21 protein-coding genes are annotated in these 24,133 nt (G+C 54.7%); 7 read left to right on the top strand and 14 right to left on the bottom strand.

Going from position 1 to position 24,133, the window contains the following annotated elements:
- The first annotated feature begins 10 nt into the window (after nt 1-10).
- The 4 genes from Q371_RS06100 (at nt 11) to Q371_RS06085 (ending at nt 3,606) form a co-directional block, all read left to right on the top strand.
- Nucleotides 11-958 (top strand): alpha-E domain-containing protein, encoded by a 948-nt coding sequence (locus tag Q371_RS06100; RefSeq protein WP_051963430.1) that lies wholly within the window; start codon nt 11-13, stop codon nt 956-958.
- Nucleotides 955-1,833 carry a transglutaminase family protein gene (locus Q371_RS06095; protein WP_051963427.1) on the top strand — a complete coding sequence of 293 codons (879 nt, stop codon included), beginning with the start codon at nt 955-957 and terminating at the stop codon, nt 1,831-1,833. Before Q371_RS06100 ends, Q371_RS06095 begins: the two co-directional genes overlap by 4 nt.
- A 289-nt stretch (nt 1,834-2,122) precedes the next feature.
- Nucleotides 2,123-2,287: a hypothetical protein gene (locus tag Q371_RS06090; RefSeq protein ID WP_157442554.1), complete on the top strand. Its 165-nt coding sequence runs from the start codon at nt 2,123-2,125 to the stop codon at nt 2,285-2,287.
- 11 nt (nt 2,288-2,298) lie between these two features.
- Nucleotides 2,299-3,606 (top strand): flotillin family protein, encoded by a 1,308-nt coding sequence (locus Q371_RS06085; RefSeq protein ID WP_051963426.1) that lies wholly within the window; start codon nt 2,299-2,301, stop codon nt 3,604-3,606.
- Nucleotides 3,607-3,758: 152 nt separating this feature from the next.
- Here Q371_RS06085 and minE read toward each other — a convergent pair whose 3' ends face one another.
- From minE to ftsH, 3 genes are all read right to left on the bottom strand, one after another.
- Nucleotides 3,759-3,998, bottom strand: a complete 240-nt coding sequence (gene minE, locus Q371_RS06080; RefSeq protein ID WP_034337503.1) for a cell division topological specificity factor MinE — start codon at nt 3,996-3,998, stop codon at nt 3,759-3,761.
- Nucleotides 3,998-4,801 (bottom strand): septum site-determining protein MinD, encoded by an 804-nt coding sequence (gene minD, locus Q371_RS06075; RefSeq protein WP_034337500.1) that lies wholly within the window; start codon nt 4,799-4,801, stop codon nt 3,998-4,000. Before minD ends, minE begins: the two co-directional genes overlap by 1 nt.
- Before the next feature lie 86 nt (nt 4,802-4,887).
- A complete protein-coding gene (gene ftsH / locus Q371_RS06070) occupies nt 4,888-6,741 on the bottom strand; it encodes an ATP-dependent zinc metalloprotease FtsH (RefSeq protein ID WP_034337498.1) in 1,854 nt (617 codons plus the stop codon).
- A gap of 452 nt (nt 6,742-7,193) precedes the next feature.
- Here ftsH and Q371_RS06060 point away from each other — a divergent pair, with 452 nt between their 5' ends.
- Nucleotides 7,194-8,582, top strand: a complete 1,389-nt coding sequence (locus tag Q371_RS06060) for a tetratricopeptide repeat protein (protein ID WP_157442553.1) — start codon at nt 7,194-7,196, stop codon at nt 8,580-8,582.
- 192 nt (nt 8,583-8,774) lie between these two features.
- Here the strand turns inward: Q371_RS06060 and Q371_RS06050 are convergent, their stop codons facing one another.
- Complete coding sequence (locus Q371_RS06050; protein WP_157442552.1) at nt 8,775-9,044, bottom strand: hypothetical protein; 270 nt, start codon at nt 9,042-9,044, stop codon at nt 8,775-8,777.
- Nucleotides 9,045-9,180: 136 nt separating this feature from the next.
- On the opposite strand from Q371_RS06050, the gene Q371_RS06045 reads away from it, so the two are divergent.
- The gene (locus tag Q371_RS06045; protein ID WP_084571257.1) at nt 9,181-11,154 is read left to right on the top strand and encodes an alpha-amylase family glycosyl hydrolase; all 1,974 of its coding nucleotides are present in this window, start codon (nt 9,181-9,183) and stop codon (nt 11,152-11,154) included.
- Nucleotides 11,155-11,315: 161 nt separating this feature from the next.
- On the opposite strand, the gene Q371_RS06040 is transcribed toward Q371_RS06045, so the two are convergent.
- Complete coding sequence (locus tag Q371_RS06040; RefSeq protein WP_169743800.1) at nt 11,316-11,765, bottom strand: PaaI family thioesterase; 450 nt, start codon at nt 11,763-11,765, stop codon at nt 11,316-11,318.
- 302 nt (nt 11,766-12,067) lie between these two features.
- On the opposite strand from Q371_RS06040, the gene cysS reads away from it, so the two are divergent.
- A complete protein-coding gene (gene cysS, locus Q371_RS06030; protein ID WP_034337484.1) occupies nt 12,068-13,513 on the top strand; it encodes a cysteine--tRNA ligase in 1,446 nt (481 codons plus the stop codon).
- 62 nt (nt 13,514-13,575) lie between these two features.
- Here cysS and Q371_RS06025 read toward each other — a convergent pair whose 3' ends face one another.
- From Q371_RS06025 to metH, 9 genes are all read right to left on the bottom strand, one after another.
- On the bottom strand, nt 13,576-14,733 hold the full coding sequence (locus tag Q371_RS06025; RefSeq protein WP_034337481.1) for a hypothetical protein: 1,158 nt from the start codon (nt 14,731-14,733) through the stop codon (nt 13,576-13,578).
- Nucleotides 14,730-15,545 (bottom strand): hypothetical protein, encoded by an 816-nt coding sequence (locus Q371_RS06020; RefSeq protein ID WP_034337478.1) that lies wholly within the window; start codon nt 15,543-15,545, stop codon nt 14,730-14,732. Before Q371_RS06020 ends, Q371_RS06025 begins: the two co-directional genes overlap by 4 nt.
- Complete coding sequence (locus tag Q371_RS06015; RefSeq protein WP_034337475.1) at nt 15,542-15,934, bottom strand: prepilin-type N-terminal cleavage/methylation domain-containing protein; 393 nt, start codon at nt 15,932-15,934, stop codon at nt 15,542-15,544. The genes Q371_RS06020 and Q371_RS06015 overlap by 4 nt, the downstream gene beginning before the upstream one ends.
- Before the next feature lie 101 nt (nt 15,935-16,035).
- Nucleotides 16,036-17,349 (bottom strand): sensor histidine kinase, encoded by a 1,314-nt coding sequence (locus Q371_RS06010; RefSeq protein ID WP_034337472.1) that lies wholly within the window; start codon nt 17,347-17,349, stop codon nt 16,036-16,038.
- Complete coding sequence (locus Q371_RS06005; protein ID WP_034337470.1) at nt 17,349-18,023, bottom strand: response regulator transcription factor; 675 nt, start codon at nt 18,021-18,023, stop codon at nt 17,349-17,351. The genes Q371_RS06010 and Q371_RS06005 overlap by 1 nt, the downstream gene beginning before the upstream one ends.
- 3 nt (nt 18,024-18,026) lie before the next feature.
- Nucleotides 18,027-18,605 carry a hypothetical protein gene (locus tag Q371_RS27695; protein WP_051963418.1) on the bottom strand — a complete coding sequence of 193 codons (579 nt, stop codon included), beginning with the start codon at nt 18,603-18,605 and terminating at the stop codon, nt 18,027-18,029.
- A 111-nt stretch (nt 18,606-18,716) separates the two neighbouring features.
- The gene (locus tag Q371_RS05995; protein ID WP_051963415.1) at nt 18,717-19,532 is read right to left on the bottom strand and encodes an alpha/beta hydrolase; all 816 of its coding nucleotides are present in this window, start codon (nt 19,530-19,532) and stop codon (nt 18,717-18,719) included.
- 94 nt (nt 19,533-19,626) lie between these two features.
- Nucleotides 19,627-20,124, bottom strand: coding sequence for a hypothetical protein (locus Q371_RS05990; RefSeq protein WP_051963412.1), 498 nt, complete (start codon nt 20,122-20,124; stop codon nt 19,627-19,629).
- A gap of 287 nt (nt 20,125-20,411) precedes the next feature.
- Nucleotides 20,412-24,044 carry a methionine synthase gene (metH, locus tag Q371_RS05985; RefSeq protein WP_157442550.1) on the bottom strand — a complete coding sequence of 1,211 codons (3,633 nt, stop codon included), beginning with the start codon at nt 24,042-24,044 and terminating at the stop codon, nt 20,412-20,414.
- Nucleotides 24,045-24,133 lie beyond the last annotated feature (89 nt).

Below are 24,133 nucleotides of genomic sequence, written 5' to 3'. Positions count from 1 at the left end.
GGTTTCACCGATGCTGAGCCGACTTGCCGAAAACCTGTTCTGGATGGGCAGGTACATTGAACGGGCCGAAAACACCGCCCGTCTTCTGGACGTGAATTACCACTCCACCCTTGAAGCCCCCAAGTGGTTTCCGGTGCGCTGGGAGCCGTTGCTGCGCATCACCACCTCTCAGGAACAGTACTTTGAGCACTTTCCAGAGGTGACCCCTTACAACGTTCCGGTGTGGCTGGCGATCCATCCGCACAACCATTCCAGCATCCGGGGTTGCATCACCACCGCCCGCGAAAATGCCCGCAGCCTCCGGGACCGCCTTCCCAGCGAGATGTGGGAAACCATCAACCGGGAATACTTCAAACTCGGGTTTGCCACGCAGGACCTCATCAACGAAGATGGCCTGCACAACTACTGCATCACCGCCAGAGATGCCAGCCACCTGTTTTTTGGTATTGCAGAAGCCACCCTGCCCAGAGATGAAGGCTGGCTGTTCTTGCAAGCCGGACGCCTTCTGGAACGGGCAGACAGCGTTCTCAGGATGCTGGCGGAATACTATCAGGACATTCCCACCTCGGCGCAGAATCAGGTGGAGATTCAAAACCACCACTGGATGGCGGTCCTGAAAAGCGTGTCGGCCTATGAAGCCTACCGCAAGCAGTACCAGTCCAGACTGGAACCTGCCCGCATCGCTGCCTTCCTGCTGCAAAGCCACACCTTCCCCAGAAGCGTGATTTTCAACCTGCAAACTTTAAAGACCCTGCTGGAAGAGCTCGCAGACATCACCCAGCACAACTCACGGGAAATCTCACGCAAACTCGGGTGGCTGATTGCCCAGCTGGATTACGGTGTGCCTCTGGACGGCCTGATGGTCGGAGACACCCGTGCCCTGAAAGACATGGCCAACTCCCTCTGGAAAATCTCGGATGACATGGGTCGCCTGTACTTCATGGCGAGGTACGCATGATTCAGGTGGACTTTACCTCCCCCAGCACCGAAGATGTGAAGGTGACCCGTTACACCTTCGAACACCTCACCCAGTACACCTATGAAGAGGAGGCGTGGGACAGCTTCGGCACCCTGCACCTGCAACCAGTCAGTGGCAGGCAAAAACTGCTGGATTACGATCTGGTCCTCCGGCCCACCGGCCACCTGCGTTTTCACACCGATTACTTCGGCAATGTGGCCCACGAATTCCATGTCGAGCAACACCACAAAGAACTGGCCATCCTGTCCAGAGGCATCATCGAAGTGTTCTCTCTGGCCTTGCCCTCTGCCCTGATGACCTTGCAAAAGTATCAGGAAGCCCTGCCTCCAGAGTTCTCAGAGTTCTTGCTGCCCTCCCAGCATGTCCCCGCAGGTTCATGGAGGACCAACATGGGTTTCAACCCAGAGGACCCCTCCGAAGACCTCCTGAGCCATCTGGACCGCCTGAACACCGACATCTTCAAAGCCATCGTGTACACCCCCGGAGCCACCGATGTGTTCACCTCGTTGCAGGAATTCACCACCCACAAAAAAGGGGTGTGTCAGGATTACGCCCACCTGATGATTGCCATTTTGCGTGAACAGGGGATTGCTGCGCGTTACATCTCGGGTTATGTTTATTCCGAAAAACATGCTGAATGGCACGGAGCGCAGGCTTCCCATGCATGGGTTGAAGTGTATTTGCCCGGAGTGGGTTGGGCAGGTTGGGACCCCACCAACGGGGTGCGGGTGCAAGAAGAACACATTGTGGTGGCCTCGGGCCGGGACTATGCAGATGTGGCCCCTCTAAACGGCGTGCACAGTGCCGGAGGCAAATCCGAACTCAAGGTTGAGGTGATGGTCCGAAAATTCTAATCTGTCAACTTTAAATGGAGTTTGACTTTCATGCATTCTCATTCAGGGCTTTACGAAAACTCATTTTTCAGATAAAATAAACTCAACTTGGGGAAACCCGGAGACCAACCTCCATATGTTGGCTTGGCGGAGACTGAATCAGAACAGTCTCCGCTTTGTTGTTTTCAAAATTCAACTTCAAGGAGCAATGATGTCAAGGCCAGATCCATAAAAATCCTGAAAACCAGAGATCAAGTCACATCAAAGAAATCCTTTGATGCAAACCCTCTTTTGTTTTGAAAGGAGAAAAATGTTCACTGCCGATGAAGTTCTTCTGCTGTTTGCCATGACAGTGGGACTTTTGTTGATGTACATCCTGAGGTCCAAAAAGATGGATCAGAAATGGATGGGACCATCCCACATGTTCATTGGAATTGGCATCAACCTTCTCGCCCTCTGGATCTTTGTGAAGTAAAGGAGAAAAACATGGAAATCAACTTCGGACTTGGACTGGTGATTCTGGGTGCAGTGATCCTTGCGGTGCTTTTGCTGGTGGCCCTGATTCAGAACTTCCTGATCGTGGTGCCACCCAATCGGGTATTGGTGGTTTCAGGGCGCAAAACCGCTCTGGAAAATGGAGACAGTGTGGGCTACCGGGTCATTCGTGGAGGGCGTGCCTTCAGGGTCCCGGTGCTGGAACAAATCAACTGGATGGATCTGGGCACCATCCCTCTGGAACTCACGGTTCAAAATGCCTTTTCCAAGGGAGGCATTCCCCTGACCGTGCATGCGGTTGCCAACGTGAAAGTCAATGCCAGAGAGCCTTACCTGTCCAATGCCATCGAGCGCTTTCTGAACACTTCCCAATCTCAACTGATGCAAATCACCAAAGACACCTTGGAAGGGAACTTGCGTGGCATCATTGCCACATTGACCCCAGAGGAGGTCAACGAAGACCGCTTGCGTTTTGCTGCTGCCCTCATCGAAGAGGCCGAGCATGACATGCACAAAATCGGCATGCAACTGGACACCCTCAAGATCCAGAACGTGTCAGACGATGCCGGTTACCTGAAATCCATCGGGCGCAAACGCACCGCCGAGGTCCTGAAAGAAGCCCGCATCGCGGAAGCCGAAAGAAACGCCGAAGCCACACAGGTGGAGGCCGGAGCCCAACAGCGTTCTCAGGTGACCCAAGCGCAAGCCCAGCAAGCCATCATTGAAGAGCAGAACAAACTCAGGGTGCGCACTGCAGAATTGAATGCGGTTGCTGTCGCCAAAGAAAACGAGGCCAGCGTGGCCGGGGAACGGGCCAGAGTGGTTGCAGAACAACAACTGGAACAAGAGCGCATCGTGCTGAACCAGAAGCGCTTTGAAGCCGACATGATCACCCCGGCCAGAGCCCAGCGTGAAGCCAAATTGCTGGAAGCACAGGCCGAAGCTGCTCCCATCATCGAAGAAGGAAAAGCCAAAGCGGAAGCTTTCCGCGTGCTGGTGGAAGCCTTCTCAAGTGCCGGAATTGCCGGAGAGCGTGCCTTCGTGCTCAACATGATGCCCGCTCTGGTCAAAGAAATGGCCGACGCTGTGCGTGAAGTCAAAATTGACAAACTCAATGTGATTGACTCTGGCAACGGAGAAGGCTTTCAGAAGGTGCTGCACAACCTGCCCAGAGGCATCCTGAGCATGATGGAGCAGCTGGAAACCACCACCGGCGTGGACCTGTTCTCTGCGTTGCAGAAGACCATGCATGGGATTCCCGAAGGGTTGCCCGAGCCACAGAACGCCACCGTAGGGTGACGGAAGAAGTTTACAGTTCACAGTGAAGAGTTGACAGCAAGATTTTGATGCGACAGCAGCAAGAACAACAGTGTTGTACATCAAAAGCGAGAATCCCACAAAAAGGGGATTCTCGCTTTGAAATGTCTACTGAAAACTGTTGACTGAAAACTTTACTGATTGTCCAGAGGGATGCTGGCGGTCAAAACCACCGTGTCGCCGCGCTGCTCCACATCAATCTGGGGCTGGACTTTGCTGCTGTTTTTGGGGAAGTAACGCTCCACCACTTCCAGAAGTTCTTTGCGAAGGGCTTCCACACGTCCAGGGGGGATCTGGGCGCGGTCATAGGCCAGCACCAGTTCCAGACGGTTTTTCAGGGTTTCCTTAGAGCGGTTTTTTCTGCCCCAGAACATTACCGACCACCTCCGAAGATGCGCTTGAGGGTGGCAATGAAGCCGCGGTCCTCTTCAAGGTTCATGAAGGGAACGTCTTCACCGATGATGCGGCGTGCAGTGTCAAGGAAAGCCTGTCCGGCTTTGGAATCACCCAGCACGGCAGGTTCACCGACGTTGGTGGAGACCAGAATGTTCTCGTCTTCAGGAATGATGCCGATGGGTTTGGTGCCCAGAATCTCCAGCACATCCTCGACAGAGAGCATGTTGCCTTTGGCCACCATTTTGGGGCGCAGGCGGTTGATCACCAGTTTGATTTCTGGCACCTGCTGGGCTTCCAGAAGGCCGATGATGCGGTCTGCGTCACGGACAGAGGAGACTTCGGGGTTCACGACCACCAGAGCGCCCTCTGCAGGGGCAGCGGCGGTTTTGAAGCCCATTTCGATGCCTGCAGGAGAGTCAATCAGGATGCGGTCAAAGCCTTCTTCTTCCAGCATCATTTTGATCAGGTCCTGCATTTTTTCAGGACTCAGGGAATCCTTGTCGCGGGTTTGGGCTGCAGGCAGCAGAAACAGGTTTTCCACGCGTTTGTCGCGGATCAGGGCCTGACGGACCTTGCATGCCCCTTCGAGCACATCAACGAGGTCAAAAACCACTCTGGATTCCAGACCCATCACCACGTCGAGGTTCCTGAGACCCACATCCACGTCAATGATGGCGACCTTTTGACCGAGTTTGGCGAGTGCTGTTCCGATGTTGGCGGTGGTGGTGGTCTTGCCGACGCCACCTTTGCCAGAGGTCACCACGATCACTTTTCCGTTCAAGACTTGATACCTCCAATGGTTCTTTACGTATTCTATAAAAAATAACGAGGGGGGTAAGTCCCCCCTCGCTTCAGACCGGGTTTTGTTTAGATGGAAGGAAAAGCTTCTGTGGATTGACCGTTGCGTTTGACCACTTCGCGCACGGTGTCACCGGTGATGAGTTCGCTTTCCAGCAGCAGCTTGGCCACTTCGTGCATGGCGGGCGCATACTCGCTCAGGACGCTTCTGGCACGCTCGTAGGCAGTGTCCAGAATCTTCTTGATGTCCTCGTCGACCAGTCGGGCGGTGCTTTCGGAGAAGTCTTTGCGGTGGGCCATGTCTTCACCAAGGAACACCGGACCAGAGTCTGAACCGAAAGCCATGTTGCGGAAGTTTTCGCCCATGCCCCACTCAAGGACCATGCGTTTGGCGACGCCCATGGCCTGTTTGAAGTCGTTGGATGCACCTGTGGAGATCTGTCCGATGAAGATTTCTTCGGCAGCACGACCCCCGAGGGTGTAGACCAGTTGGTTTTCCAGTTTCTGCTGGCTGACCATGGCACGCTCTTCAGGCAGGTAGAATGCGGCCCCGAGGGCACGACCTCTGGGAATGATCGAGACTTTTTGCAGGCGGTCTGTACCGGGCAGCACGGCGGCAGCCACGGCATGTCCGGCCTCGTGGTAAGCAATCGCTTTGCGCTCTTCTTCGGTGATGGTCAGGCTGGAGTTTTCCAGACCCAGGGTGATCTTGTCCAGAGCGCGGTAGAAGTCGTGCATCTCGATGCGGGTTTTGTTGACCCGACCTGCTTCCAGAGCAGCCTCGTTCACGAGGTTTTTCAGGTCTGCACCACTGAAGTAAGAGGTGGCTCTGGAAAGCTCATCCAGACTTACGTCTTCTGCAATGGGTTTGTTGCGCATGTGCACTTTCAGGATGGCCTCGCGCTCCTTGAGGTTGGGGAGGTCGATGGTCACCTGACGGTCAAAACGACCGGGACGCAGCAGGGCAGGGTCCAGAATGTCCGGACGGTTGGTGGCGGCCAGCACGATCACGCTGGAGGTCTTGTCGAAGCCGTCCATCTCGGAGAGGATCTGGTTGAGGGTTTGTTCACGTTCATCGTGACCCCCACCGATGCCTGCACCACGTTTGCGGCCAATCGAGTCGATCTCGTCAATGAAGATGATGGCAGGTGCACCTTTGCGGGCCTCATCAAAGAGGGTCCGCACACGGCTGGCACCGACGCCCACGAACATTTCCATGAACTCGGAAGCGCTGACTGTGAAGAAGGGTACATCGGCTTCTCCGGCCACGGCACGGGCCAGCAAGGTTTTACCGGTTCCGGGAGGGCCGACCAAAAGCACCCCTTTGGGAATCTCTGCACCGATCTGGTGGTATTTGGTGGGGTTCTTCAGGAAGTCCACCACTTCGACCAGTTCGCGTTTGGCTTCTTCGTGACCGGCCACATCAGAGAACTTGGTGGGCACTTTGTTTTCTTTGCCATACCGCTTGGCACGGGACTGGCCGAACTGGAAGACCTGGCTCTGGCCTCCCTGAGCGCGCATGAACACGAAGTAGAACAGGGCCACCAGCAGCAGCACGGGACCGAAAGCCATCAGGAATCCCCACCATGGGCTGGGTTGCTGGCGGGTGATTTGCACATCGGCAGCTTTCAGGTCGGCAATCAGTGCGTTGTCTGGGAGGCCAGAGTCGGCCACCAGAATCACCGAAAGGTTTTGTGCTTCACGGGTGCCATTTCGCAGGGTTGCCACCTGCTCAGGGGCCCGCAGTTTGACGGTGGCGGTGGAGCCACTGATGTTCACTGCTTCCACTTTTTGTTCTTTGACGAGTTGCGTGAATGTGGTGTAACTGACCTCAGAAGTCCGTGAGACTCCGTTTTGTCCGGTGATGACCGCAAGCGCGATCAAGACGATCAAAACCAGAAACCAGGGCTGTATGCGTATCAAGACTGAACCTCCAACAACTTGAGTCTACCAGACTCAAGTGAGAGAAGATGATTGGAAAAACCCCAATGGAAGCAAAGGAAAGCACCTCTGGAGGTTCCTCAAAATCGGGTTTCACAAAAACCCAAGGGAAAAGCATTTTGTGAGACAGCAGAAAACCATTTTTCATCTTGATCGGTGGCAGCAAGAACAGAAGAACTGTGACTTCGGTTTTGGTGCTCTGGATTATGTTTTGATGGCCTCAATGCTTTTTGAGGTTACAGTCTGAGGCCCAAAAGTATCGCTGGAGGTTGGACTTTGAAAGGCTTTTGGTTTCATTCATGAACTGAGATGAGGAAGCGGTGGTGGTTGCAGCCTCTGAAAGGACACATCTTGTGGCGATGGACCGCCCACCCCTTGCTGCTGAGATAAGATAAACTATCCCAACTGAGGGAGTGTGAAACAGGTTGGAAGGGTTGCAAGACATCATCAATCGTATCGAACAGGTCATGCAGGAAGACCGTTTTGATCTGGCCTTTCAGATCCTCGATGAGGTGTACCCCAAAAAGAGTGAACCCGAGCGTGCCCAACTGGCCCTGCTCGCTGCTGAATTGTACGCCCTGCACGGCCCAGAGCTCTCCGATGAGGGACTTGCTGCTCTGGTCTCTGCCGCAGAAATGAATGAAGCTCTGGTGGAGACCCCCCGTTTTCAGGTGCTCAGGGGTTTTTTCCTGAGTTATGGTGAAGACACCGCCGATGCCAGAGAAGATGCTTTATTGGGTCTGACTGCTGATCCCGTTTCTCGTTTTTTTGCTGCATGCACCCTGATGAATCTGGGTGAGGACCAGCAGGCCCGTGAAATCATGCAGGTGTTGCCTCTGGACCGCATGCCCAATCACTTGAAGTGGCGTTTCCATGCGTGGTATGGGAAATTGCTGGATCAAGCAGGGGAGATGAATCCTGCTGGAGACCATTACCGCGAAGCCTTGCGTTTGGTGAAAGTGCCCTGGCACCAGTTTGTTCTGAGCCTCGATCTGGCCAATGTTTTGCTGGCCCGCAATGATCTGCAGGATGCCCACAAATTGCTGGAATACATTGCGGAACATCTGGAACATGCCCCTGATGACCAGAAGTTGCAGTACGCCTACACCATTGCGCAGGTGTTTTTGAATCAAGGGAAATACCCTGAGGCTTTGAAGCACATCGAAGAAGCAGACCGTCTGGAAAAAGAACTTGGAGATCCCAGTTATGGGGTGGCTCTGGTTTATGGGCAAGCCTTGATGGGTCTGGGACGGCCACAGGAGGCTCTGGACCATTTTCAACAGGCCCTGAATTTGACCGAAACAGATGCCACGTATTGCTTGCATGAGATGGGCATTGCCCATCTGGACAGCGATCAGCCCCTGGAAGCTGTTGAGCATCTGCAACAGGTGCTGCGTGACCCTGAATATGCTTACCTGCCAGAGGCACAGGCAGACCTTGCAGATGCGGAATACCGCATGGGCCGCCTGACCGAAGCACAACAGTTGGCCGAAGAGGCTCTGGAACAGGGGGCTGTGGTGCCTGCCAGTCTGGTGCTCGGAAACATCGCCATGGATTACTACCATCTGGATGACGCTCTGGCCCATTATCAGCGTGTGGCAGACACTGCAGCGGAGGGAGGGCGTGAATGGTTGGTTGCCCAGCAAATGCTGGCTGACATTCTGGTCCAGCAAGGTTTCCAGCAGCCCGAGACCATCCTGAACCACGCAGAGCAGGCCCTGAAATTCGTTGATCCAAGCGATGATTGGTATTTGACATTGCAGGGGTACATCAACCGGGCCAGAGATGTGTTGCAACAGACAGACCAGCGCACCCTGAACTGAGGCCTTTGACAGAAGCACCAGAGGTTTTCTCTCTGGGGAAGTTTTTTGAAAGAAGTGGATTGGTCTGAATCCACTTCTTCCACGGATCAACACAACAGGTTGCAGCATCGCTGTAAAAGACGTCTCTCTGCAGGCGTCTTTTGTTTTTCCATTCCCACTGGGAAATTTGCACTGTGAAAGTGTGCACAAATCTCATTGTGATAGTTCCTTTCTTATCGTGAATGCGGGGTGCAGCAGAACCGCTTGTGACACCGGTTTCTGGATTTCAATCCCCACCAAAAGGCCATTTTTAAGATAACTAAGTAAGACAATAAAAAACGTTGGTGTTTTTGTTGGACAAAGTACAAGTTTTTGATGAATCGAAAATAAATTGTCTGGAACATCGTTTATGACCACGCTCTTTCTGCAAGAGTGGTCAAGATAAGTGTCATTTTGCTTCTGGGTGAATCTCTTGGAATTCATGGGTGACAATTGTAGATATATGTCTAGGCAAATCATTGTATACAATCTGGAATTGCTTCCAGTTTGAAGAAAGATGAGCTATCATCATGTCAACACAAAAAACCCAGTGATGCACCCCTGAAAGGAGCTTTACTCCATGCAAAAACGTCATGGTTTATTGGCCCTGTTGACCCTTGCTCTGGCAGCATGCGGACAGCAATCCCAGCAACTTCCCACTGCTGTTGAGCCCTCTGAAACCTCTGTGTCTTCCCAGACCGTTTCTGGTACCGCCATTGATGATTGGCGTCAACAGGTCATTTACCTGCTGTTCACCGACCGTTTTGCCAATGGCAACACTGCAAATGACAATGCTGGATCTGCAAACTGTTTTGATCCTGCCAATGCCCGCAAATTCCACGGCGGGGACCTTGCTGGTCTGCAAGGCAAACTGGGTTACATCAAAGACCTCGGTGCAACGGCCATCTGGACCACCCCCGTTTATGAGCAAGTCGGTCAGCAATCGGATGGCTCTTGCGGATACCACGGTTACTGGCCCAAGTATGCCTATCCTGCCAACATCAACATTGAACCCAAGCTCGGTACCTCGACCGACCTCACCAACCTGATCAACACCATGCACAACACCACCTACAACATGAAATACATCATGGACATGGTGGTCAACCACGCAGGTGTGGGTGCCCCCATCGTTTCCCAGCAACCCAGCTGGATTCACCCACCCAAACCCCAGTGCTCCACTCTGGGCGATCCAGACATTTACTGTGACCTGTACGCCCTGCCTGACTTCGCACAGGAAAACAGCACCGTTGCCAACTACCTGACCAACATCTCCAAGCAATGGGTCACCACCTACAACGTGGACTCCATCCGCATGGACACCGCCCGTCACGTTCCCAACACCTACTGGTCTGGCAGCTGGGTTCCCGGCATCAATGCCGCCAAAGCCAATGTCTTCACCTTCGCAGAGGCCTTCTACGACCAGAACGCCAGCGACCTGACCCAGTTCATGGATGCAGGGTTTGACTCGGTCATCAACTTCCCCCTGCGCAAAGCCTTCGTGGACTCCATCGCCAAAGCAGGCAGCCTGGACATTCTGGCCACCAAAATCAACAGCTATGTGACCACCTGGGGCCTCAACCGCTCCCTGTTGACCATCAACCTGCTGGACAACCATGATGTGGCCCGCTTCATCAATGAACCCGGTTTCGGCGTTGCAGAAGCAGACATCCGCAAACGCTACCAGCTGGCTCTGGGATCCCTGTTCACGGTTCCTGGCATTCCCCAGATTTACTACGGAAACGAAATCGGCATGTACGGTGGCACCGACCCCGACAACCGCCGCGACATGCCCAGCTGGGCATGGACCGACACAGGCCGTGCAACCGGAGGCGCAGGCTTCCTTGCAGGTGGAGCAACCCCCAAATACACCTACGATTACACCAAAAAACTGGTCACCATCCGCAAGAGCAACGAAGCCCTCTGGAAAGGCACCTACACCGAACTCTGGCGTCCCAACGGCGGTCAGAACGTGATGGCCTACTACCGCGGCAGTGGCACCAACCGCATCATCGTGGTCCTGAACACCTCCACCACCACCGCCAACATCAACGTGCCCATCCAGACCAGCGGCATCAGTGCAACAGACAAGTCTGCCCTGACCAACGGAACGGTCTTCACCGACCAACTCGGATATGGTGCTCCTGCAAGTGCCACCGTGACCAACGGCAGCCTGCCCGTCAGCATCCCTGCCCAGAGCATGGCCATCTACAAAGCGGGTGCTGTGGTGCCCCCACCTCCCGGAACCTCCGTCACCTTCCAGGTGCAAGCCAGCACCTTCTTCGGCCAGAGCGTGCATCTGGTGGGCAACATCAGCCAACTCGGTGCCTGGAACACCGCAAACTCCCTCGCCATGACCGCCAGCAACTGCTCTGGATCGGTGTGCACCTGGAAAGTCACCACCACCCTGCCTGCTGGAGCCATCCAGTTCAAGTTCATCAAGAAACCCGGCGATGGTGGAGCCTCCCTCACCTGGGAAGGGGGCAGCAACCGCTCCTACACCGTACCCACCACCGGTCCTGTGACCTACAACGGTGGCAGCTGGCAACCCTGATTCACCCACACCCTGTCCATTCTCTCCTTTCCTCTGATCCAAGCAAAAACCTTCTTGCCCAGCCACTTGATCTGCGTCGCACACCTTGCAGAAGAACCCCCAGAAAAGGCTCTGGGGGTTCTTTTTGGGTTCAGGATTTGGTGGTGCTGGATGGGTTGGGGTCAGCTCTGGTTTTTGCGCACGTACCACGCAAGGGTACCCGAACCAGCCACCACACCATCTTCACCAGAGACCTCGACCTGCACATTCACGCGGGTTTTGCCAGCGTTTTCCAGCTCAGACAGCATGGTTTGCAGGGCATGGGGTTCGATGGTGGCTCTGGCGGTGCCTTGCCCCAGCAAGGGGGCCACATACTGGAAGTTCACCTGTGTGATCAGGGGGGTGTAGGCCATCAGGCCACCGGGCAGTGAGCTGGCAATGGCCACCCCACAAGCAGATTCGGCCAGCCCAAACTGAACAGCAGCATGCAGGGTGCCGATGTGGTTCAGCAGGTCTTTGCGGGGATCAAGGGTGCAGGTGGCTTCGCCGGGTTTGAGGTCGGTGACTTGGACGTTCATCCAGCCGTTGAATGGGACAGTGGCCAGCATCTGGGTCAGCATTTCGGGTTTCATGTTGATGACCATCATAGCAGATTTTTATACCAAGTTTAAAAATAAGTTCGAAAACAAACGAAATGGCTGATGTCCTGCACCCTGAGCCCAAAATCAGTTATGATGGTCCCATGCTTTTTGACCGTCACTTCAACATCTGTTGCCGCTGAACCCAGCGGAAGGTGACGTTGATCTTGAACCTGCTTCCGCGCGTGTCCTGCCGCGCGGTTTTTGTTTGTGTATTGCCAAGTTCTGGCGTCCCTTCTGCCCATCCAGCAGCCCTGTGAAGCCAGCAAAGCATCCAAAACCCATCAGGAGGAACCATGCCCGAGATTCACCTGTACAACACCCTGACCCGGCAGAAAGAACCTTTCACCCCCACCACCCCCGGCCATGTGGGCATGTACGTCTGCGGACCCACCGTTTACAGCGACGCCCACCTCGGGCATGCCAAAGCACAGGTTTCTTTCGACGTGGTGCGCAGGTACCTCAAACACGCAGGGTACAAAGTGCGCTTTGTCTCGAATGTGACCGATGTGGGCCACCTGACCGACGACAGCGACGATGGAGACGACAAAATCCTCAAACGTGCGGCTCTGGAAAAACTGGAGCCCATGGAAATTGCCGACAAGTACTACTGGTCTTACTTCGAGGACATGACTGCCCTGAATGTCCTCAAACCAGACATCACCCCCAGAGCCACCGGACATGTTCCTGAGCAAATTAAACTGACCCAAGAGCTCGTCGAAAAAGGCTATGCCTACGAGGTGGATGGCAACGTGTACTTCGCGGTGGCCAGCTATGAACCTTATGGAAAACTTTCGGGCCGCAAAGTGGAAGAACTGCTCTCGGGCACCCGTGAAGACATCCGCGAAGAGAAACGGGATCCCAGAGATTTTGCCCTCTGGAAACGGGCAGAAAAAGGCCACATCATGCGCTGGGACTCCCCCTGGGGAGAGGGTTTTCCGGGTTGGCACATCGAATGCTCTGCCATGAGCCTCAAGTACCTCGGAGAGAACTTCGACATTCACGGTGGAGGGATGGACCTGCAATTCCCCCACCACGAAGCCGAAATTGCTCAGGCTGAGGCTGCAGGACATCCCTTCGCCCGTTACTGGATTCACAACAACATGGTGACCGTGCAGGGCGGCGAAAAGATGAGCAAGAGCAAAGGCAATTTCACCACCCTCAAAGACCTGTTTGCCAAATACGATCCGATGGTGGTGCGTTTCCTCTTGGTGTCCAGCCACTACCGCTCAATCACCGAATTCTCTGAAGAGCCCCTGCGTGCAGCCCAGAGCGGTTATGCCCGCCTGCGTGACACCATGCTGGAAGTCAAGCGCCGCCTTGAAAGTGCTCCAGAGGGTCGCCATGTTGCTCTGGAAGGCCAACTCCAACAGCATGTGTCCACCTTCAACGAAGCCCTCTCCGATGACTTCAACACACCCGAAGCGGTGGCTTCGTTGTTCAACCTCACCCGGGATGTCAACTCTGCCTTGACGGGTGCGGTGGGCAAAGACACCTTGCAAGCCGTGCTGGACGCTTACCTCGCTCTGGGTGGCGATGTGCTCGGCCTGTTCGCAGACCAGAAAAGCGATGCGGGCAACCCGGAGGTCATCCAGACCCTGATGGAACTGGTCATCGAAGCACGCCAGAACTACCGTGCCACCCGAGAATTTCAGAAGAGCGATGCCCTGCGTGCAAGACTTTCGGCCATTGGGGTGGTCTTGGAAGACACCGCTCAGGGCACCCGCTGGAAAATCCAGTAAATCCCATCATGCATGCCTGAAAAGAGGGGAGATGCATCCCCTCTTTTTCCTTTCCATAATGTTTACAACCTTTTTTCTGAAAGGATCCGGTATTTCCAAGGGCCCGGAATCAAGGGATGCCCGAGGGTTTCATCTCTTACCACAGTGGTGGGACCTGTCAAAACCACAGGACCACGCGCAGCCATTGCCCCCTGCAACTCACCTGTGCCAGAGTAGGTCAGGTTTCCACCTGCCCACAGAACCCCACAATGGTTTCCTGTAGCATTCACTTGCAGGTTTTGCTGTGCCACCAGAGAAAGAATGCCTTTTGTGTTGGCCTCTGCAGCGGAATTTTGCAAGGTGACAGAGAGGTTCTGCCCTGAGAACAACAGATTATTGCCGGTCACCAGAGAGGTTTGAACCGTCATGGGTTCAGGCGACAACAGGGTGCTGTTTTCCATTTCCAAGTGCAAGCCTCTGGCTTGCTGTGTCACCACCATGCTGTTGTGCAAACCGATGGGGAAGAGGCTGGACAGCTTTCCCATCACCTGCATTTTGATGTCCTGAATCAGAATGGGTGCATGGATTTGCAAATCGCCCTGAATGCACACCTGACTGCCCGCTGGAAACAGCACATCCCACTGGGCCTGCGAATCCACCCTGAGTCCACCCAACTTCTGCTGACACTCCACACCCAGAGCGGAAACCATTGGAGCAAACGCAGGAAAGGGCATCTCAGGTTGTCCTGTTGTGGCTGCCCTGACCAGCAAGGTGGCCTCGTTTTTGAGGGTTGGCGCAGTGCTGTAAGTGATCCTTTGCATGGAAGAGATGCCAGAGAACCACTCTGGATCTGCCTGACGGGTTCCCTGCACCAGAGTGCTCAGTCGGGCCATGCCTTCACGTTCAGCGTGCCCTTCAGACCGGATTTCGATCAACACTTGCGCTGGATCGGCTTTGAGCAGATGCAAAATGGCCTTGCCTTGCAAGGTGCTTTCCAGAGGAGGGGCCAGCGAAACATCGGTTTGCAGTTGTTCTGTGGACAGGCTGGGCAGAACAGCCAGCGCCGTGTCCCTGCTGGCCAGCACAGCCTGTTTTGCCCGGAGGCCTGCCCGGACATTTCCAGAGGCTTGCAAACTGCTCTGGGCCATCAAAGCCATGCCACTGCCCAGCAACAGCAAGACCGCAGAAAGGACCAGCAGAACCACCAGAATGAACCCGTCTTCTCTGAAACGCGTTTTCATGGCTGTGCGCCCTCAAAAGACTGCTGGTTCTGCAAAGCAATGGTCTCAACAGCTTCGTGCCTGACACTCTGGCAGGGTTGGGTTTGCAGGTTCTGAGACCGGATGCCCAGTTGTGTGGCTGAAGCTGGCAAATCCACCCCTCTGGAAGGAAAAGCTTTGCAATCCTTGCCTGCTGCAAAGGTCTTTTTGAACCGCAGATAGATGCCAATGGCGTTCACGTCCTGTGATGCAGGCAGATGGGCTGTCCATCCCGAAACTGCTCCATGAAAGAACACCTCAAAGGCTTCCAGATGGTCCACCACAGGCTGGGAACGCTCTGGGCCGGAGGTGCAAATGGACTGCTGGCTTTGCACATTCAGGGTGCACCAGAGGTTCTGTTCGGACCAGGACAGGCTCTGCCTGCTGGACTTGAAAAAGCCTGACCGCACGATATGAAACACCAGTTCGTCAGGACGATGGCCTTGCTGAATCTGCTCCACCCAGCGAACCCAGACCCGATCACCACCTTGCTGTCCCAATTGCAAGGTGGGCTGCTTCAAGAGGTGCCAGAGTCCTCCCCACACCTCCTGTGGGACTGAAATCTTTTGAAGGTCCAGTTCAAGTGCGCCAGAATCACCTGCATGGCTGAGCGTGTGCTCCATCAACTGTTTGGCCACCGACACATCCTGCGTGAGCATGTCCCGAACAGCCTGCATTTCAGCAACCTCTCGGGCAGCATGGGACAACTGGGCGGCCAGCATCAACAGCCCTCCAGAGAGACCGAGGGACAACAAAACTTCCAGCAAAGTCAGACCAGCATCCTGTCTTTTCATCGGGCGATCACCGTCTGAGCGGAGGCCAGCACATGGTTTTGCTTTTTGACTTTCACGCTGACCCGGTAAGCTGCGAGGTCTGGTCCCGGACACTGCAGCGACATCCTCTGAACCCCACAAGGCTCAAGGGTGCACTGCAACTCAAAGCCGTCTCTGGTTTGGTTTCGACAACGGGCTGTCAGTCCTTCAAAATCCTGCAAATGCAAACCTGCCAGAGTTTGATCCAGCCAGAAACTGGCTTTCTGGACCATGCTGGCTTTTCCGGAAGCCTGCAAACTGCCCGTTTGCAAAGGCACAACACACAAAACAAGCAGGGCCAGCACCATCAGGCCCATCAAAACTTCAATGAGGGTCAACCCTTTTTGAGAGGACAATCGAACATTCAACACCCGAGCAGCATAGAAAAAAGCAGGGTGTTTGTGCTTCAGGAAAGACCGGGATCACCAGACCCAGACGATCGGGGATGTCCGGGTCAGGGCAATGCCCATCCTCAAGCGGGGGAATCGTCTGTCAATTCGGTGTCGTCCAGTTCGAGGTCATCCTCAGCGTCAGGAATGCGGAGGGCAAATTCGGCGCCTCCCTCTGGAAGGTTGCGCACTGTCAATTGACCACCGTGTTGCTCTGCAACTTTGCGGGCCACACTGAGCCCAAGTCCATAACTTCCAGAGCCTGAATAAAAGGGCTCAAAGAGGTGTGGGAGATGCTCTGGCGCAATGCCGGGTCCGTTGTCTCGGGTGTAAAACACCACCTGCCCGTTTTCACTGCACAGTTCACATTCGATGTGCCCATTCACACCCACCACCCGTCTTGCATTGGTGAACAGGTTGCGCAAAGCCTGTGCAAGGCGATCAATGTCAGCCACCAGATAGGTGTTTGCCCAGTTGCCCTTGTAGGTGATGCCCTCTGCAAGACGTTCGAGCTTTTGTTGCAACTCCACAGCAGGCACAAAGTGCAACACCAGTTCCATCTCTGTTCGTCCACGAGCATATTGAATCAGGTCATGGGCTGTAAATTGAAGGTCACGGGCAATCCCGATCATTTTTTGAAGGTCTGCCTCTGGACGTTGCTCCTGCAAGCGCTCTGCATAACCCCGCAAACTGGTGAGGGGTGCCCCGAGTTCATGGGCCACCTGACCCACAAACTGCTTCTCAAAGGCCTGTTGCGCCCAGGTGCGTTCCAGCAGGCCATTGATGGCACTCACCAGTTGGTACACTTCATCCCGGTGGCCTTCATAGGGAATCAGGACCTGCTGCTCGGGGGTCAGGCTGTTGGCATGTTTGGCCGCTTTCTCCAGAGGGATCAGGTTGATCCGGCCCATCACCACCCCAAGCACGAAAGTGATGATGGCAGAAAAAATGGCTCCTGCCGTCACAGTCACCAACAGGGTCTGTCGCTCTGAAATCAAAGGGTCTTCAGAAAGGGCCACCCAGATGGTTCCGAGCGTGCGGCCATTGCGTTTCCATTCCCGCTGGGCGAGTCGGTAAGACTTGCCTTGCAAAGTCAATTCATCGGAGGTCAGTGGACCACTGACAAATTCCAGTGCTCCAGAAGAGGCAATGACTTTTCCTGTGTCGTTCAGGACTTGAACCCCTGCCTCACTGGGAATTTTGGGTTTGCTCAGGGCTTTGAGGGGGTCATTGTAAGCATCACTGATGGCATCGGCCTGGTCTCCCAGGCGGTTGTCGAATTGGTTTTCCAGAGCCTGTAGAGAAAGCGCTGTGCTGATGCCACCTACCAGCAACACGGTCACCATGGAGATCAGGGCATACCAGAGGGCAAGCCGGGTTCTGAGTGGTAAGACCATCAGGACTCCACAAAAAGGGCATAACCTGCTTTGCGAAGTGCACGGATGTTGAGTTCACTGCCAATTTGACGCAATTTCTTGCGCAGCACCGACACCCGCACTTCAATGCTGTTGGAGGCCGGAATGTACCAGCCATACACATATTGTTCCAGAACCTCGCGGTTCACCACCCGGGAGGCATTTTGCATCAGGTACTCCATGATGCGCATTTCATGGTCGGTCAGGATGGTTTCTCCCTGATCGGTGGAAAGGGTGCATTTGCCCACATCCAGAGTGGTCCCTGCCAGCAGCAACACCTGTTCGTGGGGATGAACCCGTCTGAGCAGGGCTTTGATGCGTGCATCAAACTCGTCCATGGCAAAAGGTTTGACCAGATAATCGTCTGCACCTTGATTCAGGCCCTGCACACGGTCTGGGACGCTGCCTTTGGTGGTGATGATCAAGACAGGCAAATTTCCGAGGCTCTGGATGCTGGGAATCAGTTGCAGTCCATCCCCATCAGGCAGGTTCTGGTCAAGGAGCACCAGATCGGGGGTCCAACTTTCCAGGATGTTGTAGGTCTCCTGAAGGGTACGGCAGGCCTGCACCTGATGGCCAGATTTGCTGAGGTGGTCGACCAGAAGGTCCTGCAATGCCTGGTCGTCTTCAAGAAGGAGAATCTGCCATTTGCGCATGATTCATTTATTCTTACCTTTTCCGCCTCCGTTGTCACCTCCTTTTCCACCACCATTGTCGTTCCCACCATTGCCGCTGCCACCGTTGTTCCCACCATTGCCGCTGCCACCGTTGCCGTTGCCACCGTTGCCGTTGCCACCGTTGCCGTTGCCACTGTTGCCGTTGCCACTGTTGCCGTTGCCACTGTTGCCGTTGCCACTGTTGCCGTTGCCACTGTTGCCGTTGCCACTGTTGCCGTTGCCACCGTTGTTGTCATCGGCGTTGACATTGATTTTCTGGCTCTTGAGCACCGTCAGTTTTAAGTTGACCCCCATGGTGTTGAGGTATTGTTGCAGTGTGGTTGGACCATTGTTGGTGGTCAAGGTCAGTTGCCCGCCCACCAGCACCCCCTGAATGCTGGTGACTTTTTCACCAATGAACATGCTGTGCACTGGTCCAGAGTAGGTTTCAAGCAATTCCACTTTTAACTGGTTGCCAGATTGTTTGCCATAGCCCACCACCCGCTGAAGGGTGCTGTCCATGATCATGACTTCCAGAGGCGTGGTGTTGAGCAGGGCTGTCAATAAAAAGGTCAAGAGCATCTTCGTCCGTCCTGATTCCAGTGTACTCTTTTTGTGGACTTCAGCATGGCTTCAGGTTTAAGTCATGCTTTATTCAGACTTCACAAATCACTCAATTCGGCTTCAGTGGGCTCAAAAATGGCTTTTCAACCAGTTTTTGACAAGGTCCAACACTTCGCCTGACACCGTGTCGTTCAGCAATTCATGGTATCCACCGTCAAATTCCTTGTAGGTTTTGTCGGTGCTGCGAATTTCTGCATGAAAGCGCCGGGAGCCTTCGATGTCTGCCAGCCCATCCTGGGTGCCATGGAAAATCAAGGTGGGCAGGGTCCACTGGCTGGTGCCATACCAGACGTTGCCACTGGCACGCAGCATCTCTGCACCTGTGCGTGCTTTGACTTTGCCGTGGTACACCAGAGGATCCTGATCGTAAGCTTTCACCATCTCTGGCCGTCTGGAAATTTTTCCAGAGTCCAGAGGCAAGACCTGCAGGTTCGGGGTGATCTGGCTGAGGAAACTGGACAGGTTTTTGACCATTGGAGGGGTGTCTGTGCCGATCAACAAGGCGGGAGAAGAAAGGATGACTCCATCCACCCCTTTGGGGTTGGCTTCCACGCTTCTGACCGTCAACAACCCACCCATGCTGTGACCAAACAAGACCACAGGCAGGTTTGGATGTTGTTCTTTCAGAAACACCCGGAATTCCAGACTGTCTTGCACATGCTGGTCAAAATCGGCGACCAAACCTGTAGGTGGATTGGTGGTCTGACCGTGTCCCCTCTGGTCAAATCCAAAGGCATGAAATCCCAGTTCATTGACCAGATCAATCAGGTGCTGGTAACGGTGGGTGTGTTCGGCATATCCGTGATGGATCACAAAGATGCCTCTGGGGTTTTGGGTCAGGGATGCAAAAGCCTTGACTGGCAGCGGGGTTTGCAGTGGTTGCATAACCAAGTATAACTTTGTGCTGCAGTCAAAAGGTAGGTGTACCTTGCAGAAAAAAAGAGGGCATGCAAAATGCCCTCTGGGTGGTGGCCAGATTTCAGTACCCGAGCCAGCTTTTTTCCAGCAGGTCTGCCATGGTTTCTGGGGTCCACACTTCGTGGGTGTACATGGGGAACTGCTTTTTGAACAGGCCCAGACGGTCCCAGAGTTCGCGGGATTCGTTGGGAACCACCAGAATCACCCGAACAATGGTCTCGTTGCTGTCGTAAACGTAAAAGTCGAAAGTGACTTCCATTTCGTTTCCAGAGTGTCCAATCACTGGAAACGAGAAGTTGCGGTACCTCCACTGCTTTTTGTGCTTGTGGAGCAACTGGGCGGCCACCCGTTTCAGTGCAGATTCGCTGAAGGTGTGGCTTTTCCCATCACGGTCCTTGAAGACCTGATCGGGTTTGATTTGAGGAAGCTCTGGACGGCTGTGGGTCTTCTTGACCTGCCTGCCCCATCTTTTTTCCTGCTGGTTTTTTTGAATGGCCTCTTGCACCTTCTTGGGCAGTTTTTTCTGCTTGGTGCTGGGTCCTTTTTTGGGCTGGGTCATGGTGTGCTCCTTCAGAAACACGCAGAGGACCGTTTTCACGACCCTCTGGCGAGTGCATTCTGTATTTTAGCGAAAAAGGGGAGGGGAAGAAAGGGCTGTGCCCACCGAGGGCTCAGAGCCGAGGGCAAAAAGAGCTTTGGCCAGAGCTTTTAGGATTGCAGGCAATCCCCTTGACGATTTTTGCTGTGTAAAACATCATGCTCTCGGCTCTCGGCTCTCGGCTCTCGGCTCTCGGCTCTCGGCTCTCGGCTCTCGGCTCTCGGCTCTCGGCTCTCGGCTCTCGGCTCTCACTGCACCAATGCCCTCTGATACGCCAGAATCGGTTGCAACCAGCGTTCGGCTTCCTCCTGGGTCATGCCTTTTCTCTGGGCGTATTCTTTGACCTGATCTTCACCAATGCGTCCGACGGCAAAGTACTGGCTTTCCGGGTGGGCAAAGTACAGACCAGAGACGCTGCTCGGGGGCCACATGGCGCAGGATTCGGTGAGTTGCAATCCGATTTCTTCTGCGTTCAGGACACTGAAGATGGTGCGTTTTTCGGTGTGGTCGGGGCAGGCAGGGTAGCCGGGGGCAGGTCGGATGCCACGGTAACGCTCGCGGATCAGGTCATCGTTGGCCAGGGTTTCCTCTGGAGCGTAACCCCAGTGGGTGGTTCGCACGTCTTTGTGCAGTTTTTCAGCGAAAGCTTCTGCAAGGCGGTCTGAAACGGCTTGCACCATGATCGCGGTGTAATCATCGTGCTGGGCTTTGTATTCCTGCACGATTTCTTCTGCACCGTGGATGGTGACGGCGAACATGCCCACAAAGTCTTTCTCCTGATCCACAAAATCCGCCAGAGCGAAGTTGTTGCCCATCTGCTGGCGTTGCTGTCTGAGGGTGTACAGCACCGTCACGGGCTCACCATTCAGGCTGAGGTGCAGGTCATCGCCAGAGCGCTCGGCTTCGTAGAGACCAATGACGGCTTTGGCCTCCAGACGGTTTTCAAGCTGGTCCAGCAAAGTGTTGGCATCTGCAAACAGGCTGCGGGCCTGCTCGCCCACTTTGGGGTCATTGAGGATTTTGGGGTAAATCCCTTTGAGTTCCCACGCAATGAAAAATGGGGTCCAGTCGATGTATTCACGAAGTTCTTTGATGCTGTACTGGAGGACCTGACGGCCCAGTGTGTTCGGCTGGGGTTTGTCGGTGTAAGTCAGGGCCGGACGGTTGTTGCGGGCCTCTTCCAGAGACACCATGCGGATGTTCTTTTCGGCGTGCTGTTCGCGGATGTCTTTGTACAGGGCCTTGGTCTGTTTTGCGAAATCCTCTTTGTTGACAGAAAGCAAGCTGCTGAGGACCCCCACCGCGCGGCTGGCGTCCAGCACATGCACCACCGGATTGGCGTACTGTGGGTCAATTTTGACAGCGGTGTGCGCTCTGGAGGTGGTGGCTCCGCCGATCAGGAGGGGCAGCTTGAAGCCCTGACGCTGCATTTCGCTGGCCACATGCACCATCTCGTCGAGGCTGGGGGTGATCAATCCAGAGAGCCCGATGGCGTCTGCATTTTTCTCTTTGGCCACCTGAAGGATTTTCTCAGCAGGCACCATCACCCCGAGGTCAATCACCTCAAAGCTGTTGCAGCCCAGCACCACACCCACAATGTTTTTGCCGATGTCGTGCACGTCCCCTTTGACGGTGGCCATCACGATGGTTCCGGCTTTTGAGCCTTCTTTTTTCTCGGCTTCCAGATAAGGGGTCAGGTAAGCCACGGCTTTTTTCATGACCCGTGCGCTTTTCACCACCTGAGGCAAGAACATTTTCCCCGAGCCGAACAGGTCGCCGACCACGTTCATGCCGTCCATCAGGGGGCCTTCAATGACTTGCAGTGGGCTGCCCAGTTCCTGATAAGCCTCTTCTGCATCCTGATCGATGTGGTCGGTCAGGCCGTGGATCAGGGCGTGTTTCAGGCGCTCGTAAACGGGCTGGTTTCGCCATGAGGCAGCCACCGCTTTGGTTTTTTCGGTGTCCTTGTACTTCTCCGCGAGTTGCAACAGGGCTTCGCCGGCTTCGCTGTGGCGGTTGAGGATCACATCTTCCACTTTTTCCAGAAGCTCGGGTTCGATGTCCTCGTAAACCCCGAGCATCCCGGCATTCACGATGCCCATGTCCAGACCCGCCCGGATGGCGTGGTAGAGGAAGACGCTGTGCATGGCTTCCCGCACGTGGTTGTTGCCCCGGAACGAGAAAGACACATTGGAGATTCCGCCAGAGACCAGAGCACCGGGCAGGTTCTGTTTGATCCAGCGGGTCGCCTCGATGAAGTCCAGTGCGTAGGCATTGTGTTCTTCAAGACCGGTGGCCACGGTCAGGACGTTGGGATCAAAGATGATGTCGTGGGGCTTGAAGCCGACCTCATCCACCAGAATGCGGTAAGCCCGTTCGCAGATTTCGATGCGCCGGGCGTATGAATCGGCCTGTCCCTGCTCATCGAAGGCCATCACCACCACGGCTGCGCCGTACTGGCGCAACTTGCGGGCGTATTTCTTGAAGGATTCCTCGCCTTCTTTCAGGGAAATCGAGTTGACGATGCATTTGCCCTGAAAGCACTTCAGGCCTGCCTCGATGACTTCCCACTTGGAGGAATCGATCATGATGGGGACACGTGCAATCTCTGGTTCTGAGGCCACCAGATTGATGAAGCGGTGCATGGCCTGAACCCCGTCCAGCATCCCCTCATCCATGTTGATGTCGATGATCTGGGCGCCGTTTCGGACCTGCTGTGCAGCAATTTTCAGACCTGCGTCGTAATCTCCAGCCAGAATGGCTTTGGAGAATCTGGGACTGCCGGTGATGTTGGTCCGTTCACCGACGTTCACGAAGTTGGTTTCTCGGGTGATGAACAGGGCTTCCAGACCGCTGTAATTTGGCAGGGCCAGAGGAAGGGTGGGTTTTCTGGGCTTCAGGTTCGCCACTGCATTCACAATGGCGGTGATGTGCTCGGGGGTGCTTCCGCAACATCCGCCCACAATGTTCAGCAGCCCTTCTTCCGCGAAGCTTTTCAGGACGGTTGCCATTTGCTCCGGGGTCTCGTCGTATTCTCCGAAGGCATTGGGCAGACCTGCGTTGGGGTAACAGCTCAGGAACTCTGGGGCCAGTTTGGAGAGGGTGCGCATGTGCGGACGCAGGTCTTCTGCACCCAGAGCACAGTTGAACCCGATGGACAGAAGATCGGCATGGCTGACCGAGATGTAAAAAGCCTCTGCAGTCTGACCACTGAGGGTGCGCCCGGAAGCGTCAGTGATGGTGCCTGAAACCATGATCGGGACCCGTTTTCCAGTGCTCTGGAACACCTCTTCGATGGCGTACAGGGCTGCCTTGGAGTTCAGGGTGTCGAAGATGGTTTCCACCAGCAGAAGGTCCACTTCTGCATCCAGCAGGGCCGTGATCTGCTCGGTGTAATCGCGGACCAGTTCATCCCAAGAGAACGCCCGAAAGCCGGGATCTTCCACTTTGGGTGAAATGCTCAGGGTTTTGTTGGTGGGACCAATCGCCCCCGCCACGTAACGGGGTTTGCTGGGATCTTTTGCCGTGAATTCGTCTGCGGCTTGCTTGGCCAGACGGGCACCATCGTAATTGATCTGGTACACGAAACGCTCGGTTTCGTAATCGCTCTGGGCCACCCAGGTTCCCGAGAAGGTGTTGGTCTCCAGAATGTCTGCGCCCGCTTCCAGATAACGCCGGTGGATTTCCAGAATCACATCTGGGCGGGTGATGTTCAGCAAATCGCTGTTGCCTTTGAGGTTGCAGCCAATTCCAGCCTGAACCAGTTCTTTGTTCCAGAAGTCCGATTCGGAGAGTTTGAATTGCTGGATCATGGTGCCCATCGCACCATCAAGCACGAGGATGCGGTCTTTCAGCACTTCACGAATGGGGGGTTTTTGCATGTGGTCCTCCATCTTTCCACCCAACCTGTCATCCTTAACCGCTCACGGGGTGGCTGGAGAGCACCATGCCCGAAATGAGGGGCGGGTTG

The organism is Deinococcus misasensis DSM 22328 (genome assembly GCF_000745915.1).
Lineage (GTDB): Bacteria > Deinococcota > Deinococci > Deinococcales > Deinococcaceae > Deinococcus_C > Deinococcus_C misasensis.
The sequence above is the reverse complement of the archived record's forward strand: the minus strand, read 5'-3'. Positions and strand labels throughout refer to the sequence as shown.